Origin of the sequence: Ideonella azotifigens (genome assembly GCF_006519715.1) — a bacterium.
Taxonomy (GTDB): Bacteria; Pseudomonadota; Gammaproteobacteria; order Burkholderiales; family Burkholderiaceae_C; genus Ideonella; species Ideonella azotifigens.
Genome location: NZ_VIDT01000201.1, coordinates 1 through 8,355, shown reverse-complemented (window position 1 = coordinate 8,355; position 8,355 = coordinate 1). Strand labels below are relative to the sequence as shown.

The 8,355-nt window shown below is 67.0% G+C and carries 9 protein-coding genes and 1 pseudogene; 5 read left to right on the top strand and 5 right to left on the bottom strand.

The genetic code is table 11. From position 1 onward, the window contains the following. Positions 1-262: pseudogene (locus FKP22_RS13915) on the bottom strand (DsbA family protein); the annotation flags it as partial. 5 nt (positions 263-267) lie between these two features. Continuing rightward, positions 268-1,176 carry an MBL fold metallo-hydrolase gene (locus FKP22_RS13910; RefSeq protein ID WP_141288081.1) on the bottom strand — a complete coding sequence of 303 codons (909 nt, stop codon included), beginning with the start codon at positions 1,174-1,176 and terminating at the stop codon, positions 268-270. 107 nt (positions 1,177-1,283) lie between these two features. Between FKP22_RS13910 and FKP22_RS13905 the strand changes: the two genes are divergently transcribed. Then, positions 1,284-2,213, top strand: coding sequence for a LysR family transcriptional regulator (locus FKP22_RS13905; protein WP_141288080.1), 930 nt, complete (start codon positions 1,284-1,286; stop codon positions 2,211-2,213). A 28-nt stretch (positions 2,214-2,241) separates the two neighbouring features. Here the strand turns inward: FKP22_RS13905 and FKP22_RS13900 are convergent, their stop codons facing one another. Beyond that, complete coding sequence (locus FKP22_RS13900; protein WP_141288079.1) at positions 2,242-2,886, bottom strand: NADPH-dependent F420 reductase; 645 nt, start codon at positions 2,884-2,886, stop codon at positions 2,242-2,244. A 131-nt stretch (positions 2,887-3,017) separates the two neighbouring features. Between FKP22_RS13900 and FKP22_RS13895 the strand changes: the two genes are divergently transcribed. From FKP22_RS13895 to FKP22_RS13885, 3 genes are all read left to right on the top strand, one after another. Next, on the top strand, positions 3,018-3,944 hold the full coding sequence (locus FKP22_RS13895) for a LysR family transcriptional regulator (RefSeq protein ID WP_141288078.1): 927 nt from the start codon (positions 3,018-3,020) through the stop codon (positions 3,942-3,944). A gap of 293 nt (positions 3,945-4,237) precedes the next feature. After that, positions 4,238-4,660, top strand: coding sequence for an Lrp/AsnC family transcriptional regulator (locus FKP22_RS13890; protein ID WP_141288077.1), 423 nt, complete (start codon positions 4,238-4,240; stop codon positions 4,658-4,660). 167 nt (positions 4,661-4,827) lie between these two features. Further along, positions 4,828-6,579, top strand: coding sequence for a tannase/feruloyl esterase family alpha/beta hydrolase (locus FKP22_RS13885; RefSeq protein WP_141288076.1), 1,752 nt, complete (start codon positions 4,828-4,830; stop codon positions 6,577-6,579). 54 nt (positions 6,580-6,633) lie between these two features. Here FKP22_RS13885 and FKP22_RS13880 read toward each other — a convergent pair whose 3' ends face one another. Then, positions 6,634-7,083, bottom strand: a complete 450-nt coding sequence (locus tag FKP22_RS13880; protein ID WP_141288075.1) for a CopD family protein — start codon at positions 7,081-7,083, stop codon at positions 6,634-6,636. A gap of 68 nt (positions 7,084-7,151) precedes the next feature. On the opposite strand from FKP22_RS13880, the gene FKP22_RS13875 reads away from it, so the two are divergent. Continuing rightward, entirely contained in the window at positions 7,152-7,556 is a 405-nt protein-coding gene (locus FKP22_RS13875) for a VOC family protein (RefSeq protein WP_141288074.1), read from the top strand. Between the two features lie 73 nt (positions 7,557-7,629). Here FKP22_RS13875 and FKP22_RS32050 read toward each other — a convergent pair. Next, positions 7,630-8,355 (bottom strand): tetratricopeptide repeat protein (locus FKP22_RS32050; protein ID WP_170200899.1); only part of this gene is annotated, 726 nt, incomplete at its 5' end.

Here is an 8,355-nt window from a genome sequence, read left to right as displayed (position 1 = left end):
CGAACACCGCCGTGGTATCGCGCAGCAGGCCGTTGGCATAGGCGTCGCCGAAGGGCTGGCCGCTCAACTGCGCGATCCTGGCGTCATGCGGCATCACGAAGCCACGCAGCTGCGGCGTCACGGCCTGGCGGCGCGCGCCGGTCATCATGCCGCCACCGTGTGCCTTCACATCGACGACGTCGCGGGCCGCTTTCACCAGGGGCGCGGCGCCGTAGCACCAGCCGCACAGCGGGTCGTAGACGTAATGCAGGATGGCGGTCATGGGGCTCACCACTGCATCTCGCCCTTGTTGACCTTGGCGCCGATGTCCAGCGCCAAGCCCATGCCGGCCTGCGGGTAGGCCTTCTTCATGGCCTCGATCAGCTCGGCCGCGGTCTTGGCCTTGGCGGCTTCCGCATCGAAGCGCAGCAGGTAGTCGCGGGTGTAGCGGATCGCGCTGGCGTCCAGGGCGGTACCGGCGGCCATGTGGCCGGGCACGACGGTGGCGGGCTTCAGCGCCTCCATTTCGTCCAGTTGCGCGAGCCAGGCCTTGCGCTCGCTGGGCTTTTGCGTGTCGGCCGTCCACACATGCAGATTGCCGAAGATGGCGATGTTGCCGGCAACGGTCTTGATGGACGGAATCCACACATAAGGCCGATGCGCCAGCTCGCCCGTGGTGCCGCGCACTTCGAGGGTCTCACCGTCGACGCTCAAGGTCGTGCCTTGCAGCAGCTCAGGCACGATGGGTTTCTGCGGCGCGTTGGCACCCATCTTGGGCGACCAGAAGGCCAGCTTGCCGGCCAGCTTGGCCTGGATCTTGTCGCGCACGGCCGGGGTGGTCAGCACCTGGGCCTGCGGAAAATAGGCCTTCAGCACTTCGGCGCCGAAGTAGAAATCCGGGTCGGCGTTGCTGATGAAGATTGTCTTGAGCGTCTTGCCGCTGTCCAGCACATTGGCGGCCACGCGCAACGCGTCGGCGCGGGTGAAGCCGCTGTCGATCACCATCGCCTCGGTCTTGCCGCTGACCACCACGGCGTTGACGTTGAAGCTGTTGCCATCGGCGTTGTAGACCTTCACGGTCAGCGGCGCGGCAGTTTGAGCAGCGGCACCTGTGGCTGCGGCGGCAACGACACCCAGGGTCAAGGCGGGCAGGAAGAAACGGGTGAGTCCGCGGGAAAGGCTGCGGGGCTGGAACATGGTGGGATCTCCGTGGGTGGAAGCAAGGAACGGAATGGACTTTAGTTTTTTGCGATATGGTTGATAAAGCCCATATCAATTGATTGTTTGTTGCCTGGATCGACGCAATGGATCGTTTGACCGCCGCGCGCGTGTTCGTGGAAGTGGCCGACCGCGGCAGCCTGACCCAGACGGCAGAGCATCTGGAGATGTCGGCGGCCATGGTCAGCCGCTACCTCTCGGCCGCCGAGGATTGGCTGGGCGCCCGCCTGCTGCACAGGACCACGCGCAAGGTCAGCCTGACCGATGCCGGGGCCGCCGCCCTGCCCTCCTGCCGGCAATTGCTGGAGTTGGCGGACGAGGCCACGCACATCGCCGCCGAGCGCGGCCGTGAGCCGGCGGGGGTGCTGCGCGTGACCAGTTCCAGCTCCTTTGCCGAGGCCGAGCTCACCGCCGCCCTGGTCGACTTTCAGCGCCTGCACGCGCAGGTGGAGATCGTGCTGTCGGTGAGCGACAAGGCCAGCGACCTGGTGGGGGAGCGGGTCGACCTGGCGGTGCGCATCACCAACACGCTGGACCCGGCGATGATCACGCGGCCGCTGGCGCTGTGCCGTTCGATGCTGTGCGCCTCACCTGCCTATCTGGCGCAGCACGGCCAGCCGCACAGCGCAGAAGACCTGCGCCAGCATCGCTGCATCGCCCATGCCTTCGGCATCGGCAAGCAGTACCGCTTCACCCGAGGCAACGAGACGATCACGGTGCCGGTCAACTGGAGTTTTCACACCAACGAGACGGCGGTGCTGCGGCGGGCCGTGCTCAGCGGTGCCGGCATCGGCATGCTGCCGACCTACTACCTGGGCGATGAGCTGCGCACCGGTCGCCTGGTGCACCTGCTGCCGGACCACGAGCCCGGCGTGCTCGGCATCCATGCCATCTATCTGTCGCGCCAGCACCAGCCGCTGGCCCTGCGCCTGCTGGTGGACTTCCTGGCAGCGCGCTTTGCCGGTGAGCGAGCGCCCTGGGACCTGGCGATTGAGGAATCTCAAAAGCCGGCTTGAGCGCAAGGATGGCGGCCCCGCGGCAGGTTCAAATCTTGATGAAGTTCGTTGCCGACAGGGCGCCGAAGGGCAGCTGTGACAAACGGCCGCCTGCTGCCAGCGAGCCGAGGTCCACAGGGAAGTAGCCGATCGCTTCCAGCACCTTGCGCACGGCAAGCTTGGCCTCCATGTCGTCGCCGGCATAGAACTGCACGCGCTGGCCGCCGGACACTTCGGGCTGCGCCAGCACGTTCACGTCCAGATGATTCAGCGCCTTGACGACGCGGGCGCCGGGCACGTGTTCCTGGAAGACTTCGCTCGACGAGCGGCCGCCTAGGTCGATGGCCTTGATGCCATAGGCGGCCAGCGGATTGCTCGGGTCCTTGGCGTCGGGCGAGTTCGGATCGAGGAACTCCACGGGGTTGGTGCCGTCGATGACGATGCGCTTGTTCCAGGCAGGCAGACCCGTCAACGCGGTGCCCAGGTCGGTCCAGCGCACGGCGACGAGCACGATGTCGGCCGAGGCAGCTTCTGCCACTGTGCCGGCCGTGATGCTGGCGCCGAGTTCCGCCACCAGCGGGGCCAGTGAGGCCGGTCCGCGGCGGTTGGCGATGGTGGCTGCGATGCCCTTTTTCGCCAAGGCCCGAGCCACGTTGCTGCCAAGGCCGCCGGAACCGATGATGCCGATGTTCATGATGTTGTCCTTCGTTGGTTGACTTCTGCTTCGCCGCGGGTCGCGAAGCCGTGATGCGATGGCAGAAGCATAGAAAAGCCATCTTTGATTGACTAGGCGGCATAATCGGATTGAACTCATCCAGAAATGCAATGAATTCGACCGCGCTTGACTTGAACGATGTCGCCGTCTTCGTGCAAGTGGTGCGCAGCGGCAGCTTTGCCGAGACCGCGCGGCGCCTGGGCATACCGCCCAATACCCTGAGCCGCCGGGTGCAGCAACTCGAAGCGCGGCTGGGCACGCGGTTGATGCAGCGGTCCACCCGCAAGCTGTCGCTGACGAACGCCGGTCAGGACTTCTACGACCGGTGCGCCAGCGCCGTGGAAACCCTGGGTGATGCGGGCCAGGCACTGATGTCTGGCAACGAGGTGCCCAGCGGGCTGGTGCGGGTCGCGGCGCCGGCCGAGTTCTTCGATTTCTTTCCAATGGAATGCCTGGCGGATTTCCTCGCCAAGCACCCACTGGTGCGCGTGGACTTCGTCCTCAGCGACGCGCGGGCCGACCTGATTGCAGACCGCATCGACGTCGCCATCCGGGGCGGGGTGCTGGAAGACTCGGGGCTCTTCGCGCGCCAGGTGTTGGACGCCGGGCTGGACGGCCTGGTGGCCAGCCCGGCCTACCTCTCAGCCAGGGGCGCACCCGCCACCTTGCAGGACTTGGCCAAGCACGACTGCCTTGTCTTCGCGCACCCGAGCGGGCGTGCGACCTGGCGGCTCTCAGCGCGCGATGGCGCCGACACCGAGGTGCAAGTGGCCGGCCGGTTCAGCGGCAACACATCGCAGGCCTTGCGCAAGGCGGCATTGGCCGGCCTGGGCATTGCGCTGCTGCCGGCGGCGATCACGCGCCGTGAACTGAGCGCCGGCAGCCTGTTGCCGGTGCTGCCGCAGTTCCATCGGAGGGGACACGGCGTGCACCTGGTCTATGCCAGTCGCCGCCACTTGCCTTCGGCCGTCTCCGCGTTCATCGAGCTGGTGGCCGACAAGTTCGGTGAGCTGTCGGACACGGCCGCAAAGCCTTAAAAAAGCACGGGCGCTGGCTCACATGGAGGCAGCGCCCGCGGGTCGGTTGGGACCTGGCTACATCACGTAGGGAGATCCCTCTCGGACCAAGAGAATGAAGACATATCACCTCCTTTCGCAGCTTGCTGAAGCCCACAGGGTACCCCAACGCAGGGTTGCAGGCATGGCCGAAATCAATGCGGCCTGTGAGGTTTGCCGCGTGCAAACCCGTCTTTTGCAGAATGCACGGTCCACCCTACATTTCGCCAGGTGTTTCATCTGATCTGCGCAAACTGCTGCGCGCGTACCCGCCCATGGACGACACCGACCGCCAGCTGATTGCACTGCTGCGCGACAACGCCCGCCTGCCGGTCGTGGCCCTGGCCAAGAAGCTGCGCGTGGCGCGGGCCACCGTGCAGAACCGCATCGCCAGGCTGGAGGCCGACGGCACCATCGTCGGCTACACCGTGCGGCTGCGGCCCGAAGCCGAGGCGCACCGCATCCGCGCCATCATGAGCATCGAGATCGAAGGCCACCACGCCGAAGAAGTGCGACGCCAGCTGCGTGGCCACCCCAACGTGATCGCCCTGCACACCACCAATGGCCGCTGGGACCTGATGGCCGAGTTGCGCACCGACACGCTGGAGATGTTCGACAGCGTGCTCAACGCCATCCGCTCCATCGAGGGCATCTCCAGCACCGAGACCAGCATCCTGCTGTCCACGCACAAGCTCTGAAGCGCTTCGGCGCATGCTTGTTTTCCACGAGATGGATCGGTTATCGCGCCCCGGTTCGCGTCATCTTCAAGGCGGGCAGGCCGCTCGCTAGAGTCTCCTCGACCGACCACCCCGCAGTCATCGATCCGGCTGGCGCGGTGGAAAGTCCAACCACAAAGGAGACACAGATGGAGAAGACAACGATGCTGCGCCGGCGCGCCGCAAGCTGGTGGGCCCTGACGACGGCATTCGCGGCGGCCTTGCCGCTGTCTGCCACCGCCGCCCCGCCGATTGCCAACCTGCCGGCCGTGCCGGCGCTGATGCAGTGCTCGCTGCCGGCCTTCCAGGCTCTGAACCTCAGCGGCGTGGCCGACGACGGCGGCCAGGTCAGCTTCAGCAGCGCGACGCTGGTGGACGTGTCGTCCAGCAACCCGGCCGCGTACTGCGCGGTGCGCGGCGTCATCAGCCCGGGCGCCAGCTCCATCGTGATGAACCTGCCGATGGCAACCTGGACCCAACGCTACGTGCAGAACGGCTGCGGCGGCGAATGCGGCAACGACAACCTCGGCGCCCCCACGCAATCCAGCGGCTGCGTGCCGGTGGTCAAGGGCCAACTGGTGACGGCCACCACCAACATGGGCCACACCAGCGCGCAAGGCTCTGCCTGGATCGTCAACAACCCCTGGGCCGCGATCGACTTCGCCTACCGCGGCGTGCACGTCACCGCACAGGTGGCCAAGGCGGTCATCCAGCAGTTCTACGGCCAGCCGGCCACCTACTCGTACTTCGACGGCTGCTCCGACGGCGGCCGCGAGGCACTGATGTCCGCACAAAGGTACCCCAATGACTTCAACGGCATCACCGCAGGCGCGCCGGCCAACAACATGGACGTGCAGAACACGTACCACCATGCCAACCGGCTGCTGACCAACCAGAGCACGCCAGGCACCATCCCGCTGCCCGCGCGCAACACCTACCTGCTGCTGCGTGGCAACCTGCCGTACATCCACGCCAAGGTGGTGGCCGCCTGCGACGCGCTCGATGGTGTCAGCGACGGCATCATCGACGATCCGCGGGCCTGCAAGTTCGACACCAACACCCTCGTCTGCGCCAACAACGGCAATGAATCCGGCTGCCTGACCCAGGCCCAGGCCGACGCTGCCTTCCGCATCCACGACGGCGCGAAATCCGTCGCCGGCCACCGGCTGGAACCGGAAATCGCCAGCGAATGGGGCTCCGAGCTGGACTGGACGCTCTACATGCCCGACGCGCAGGGCGGCACCGCCTCCTCGGAGAACTTCGTCACCAGCTGGCTGTACAAGACCTACCTCAATGAGCCGTACTTGGACGAAGCCACGTCGACCCCGCGCACCATCAACGACCTGACATGGAAAGTGCCGGCCTACCGCAAGACGGTCAAGTCCTCGCAGCTGTACTCGGCCACCAACCCGAACCTCACGCCCTTCGCCGCAGCCGGCGGCAAGCTGATGCTGTGGCACGGCTGGGCCGACCAGCACATCTCTCCGCAGGGCACGCTGCAGTACTGGGAGACCATGACCAGCACCACCGCCAACAGCGACGACTTCGCCCGCTTCTACCTGTTCCCCGGCATGGGCCACTGCGGCAGCGGCCTGGGCCCGAACACCTTCGACGTGCTCACGCCGATGATGTCCTGGGTCGAGACCGGCACCGCGCCCTATGCACTGGTGGCCAACAACGCGACGACCGGCGTGTCCCGCCCGGTGTATCCGTACCCGACCGTGGCGCGCTACGTCGGCAGCGGCAGCACCAACGACGCGGCCAACTTCAAGCCCTTCACGCCGAAGAAGAAGTCCGGTGTGAAGGTCACCAACGCTGGCGACTACCTCTATTCGGCCGACTTCCCGCAGGTGCATTGCACCGCGCTGGGCACGCAGATCGCCTGCGACACCGGCGATTGAGTCAGTAACAACGCGAGGGGCCCGGCCTCTCGGTTCAAGGCTGCGGCAGCCGACTCAGCGTGCCGAGACCGCAGCCACCACCACGAGCACGCCCAACGCGAGGTTCAGCGCCACCAGCTGGCGGATGCGGTTCAGCACCTGCGCCGCAGCCGGCCAGGCCGAGGCATCGCAGAACGCCCGCAGCCTGGGGAGCAGTAGCAGGTACAGGTAGGCGAACACCGCGGCCATCACCAGGCCCAGCGTGAACATGGCATGCCAGCCCGGCGGCGCGGCGCGAAAGCCCACCGGCAGCAGCATGGCCAGCCCCGAGCCCAGCAACAGCAGCACGGCCACCGCCATGAAAGGCAGGAAACGCGAGAAGGTTGCCACCCACAGCGGCAGCCGCCGTGGTGGCTCCAGCACCTCGGCGGCCGCCGGGCGCAGGCAGAAGTAGGCGAAGAACATGCCGCCCATCCAGGCCATGGCCGCCAGCAAATGCAGCAGGAGCAGTGATTGGTGAAGCATGGTGGTCTCTTCGCAGGCGTTGGACAGGAGCCGCATTGTTGCCGGCCCGCGGCTGGCAAGATGGCGCCATGTTTTCCCACCACTTCACCGGCGTGCAGGACTTCGAGCGCGCGCTCGCCTTCTACCAGTCCCTGCTGGCCTCGCTCGGGCTGCAGCAACGCTTCGTCGACCCCTCACGCCCCTGGGCCGGCTGGCAAGTCCCCGGCCAAGCCCGCCCGCTGTTCGTCATTGCCGCACCGCACGACGGCACCCATGCCCCCGGCAACGGCCAGATGGTGGCCTTCCTCGCGCCCAGCCGCGAGGCGGTGCGCCAGGCGCATGCCATTGGCCTGGCGAATGGCGGCACTTGCGAAGGCGAGCCGGGCCTGCGGCCGCACTATCACCCGGACTACTACGGCGCGTATTTGCGTGATCCGGAGGGCAACAAGATCGGGTTGGCATGCCATGCCCCGGAGGCCGAAGCCGGCAGCTGAAGCCATGCCGCCAGGCAGGGGGTGGCTTCATCGGAGGCAGCTGGCGCCTGGCGTTTGGCGAGCAGCGGCGGCTTCAGTCCCCCACGGCCAGCAGGCTGCGGGCTTGCTCCCGGGCCTCTTCTAGCGACCATCTGCGGCCTTCCTGCCAGGCACGGTCGAAGGCGTCGTCGTCCTGGAGGGCGTGTCGCGCGACCTCGCGCAGGCGCTGCAGCCGCGCGGGGCGCATCGAGAACAGGGCCCGCTCTTCCCGGTGGCGCTGCACGCAGCCCCACACGCCCGCTGCAGCGACAGCGTGGCCGGGCACCTCCAGCGCGCCCGCAAACACGTCCAGCCATTCCAGCAACTCGTTGTACTGCCCGCGCGGCAGCCCATCGAAGGCCTGGCGCAATTCCGCCCTCGCGGCGGGCAGGTCCCCGAGGTCCTGCGCGACTTTCGCCAGCTGCATCCGCGCATACGCAGCACCGCCACGATCGCCGAACGCGATGAAACCCTGCAGGCTCTCCTGCAACGCGGCCCGCGAAGCATCGAGGTCCTTGAGTTCCTGCATCAGCAGCGACCACATCGTCAGCGTGGCCGCGGTATTCCACGGCCCGATGCTGCGAGCGACCGCCAGGCACTGCGACAGCCACGTTCTTGCCGTGGGCAGGTCACCGGACGACAAGGACGATTGCGCCAGCACGGCCAGCGCAAACGAGATGGTCCGCAGGTCACCGAACTCGCGCGCGATCGACAAGGCCTCCTCGGCCATGGCCCGTGCCGCCACCAGCTCGCTGCTGTAGGCCAGCACTTCCGCCAGGTT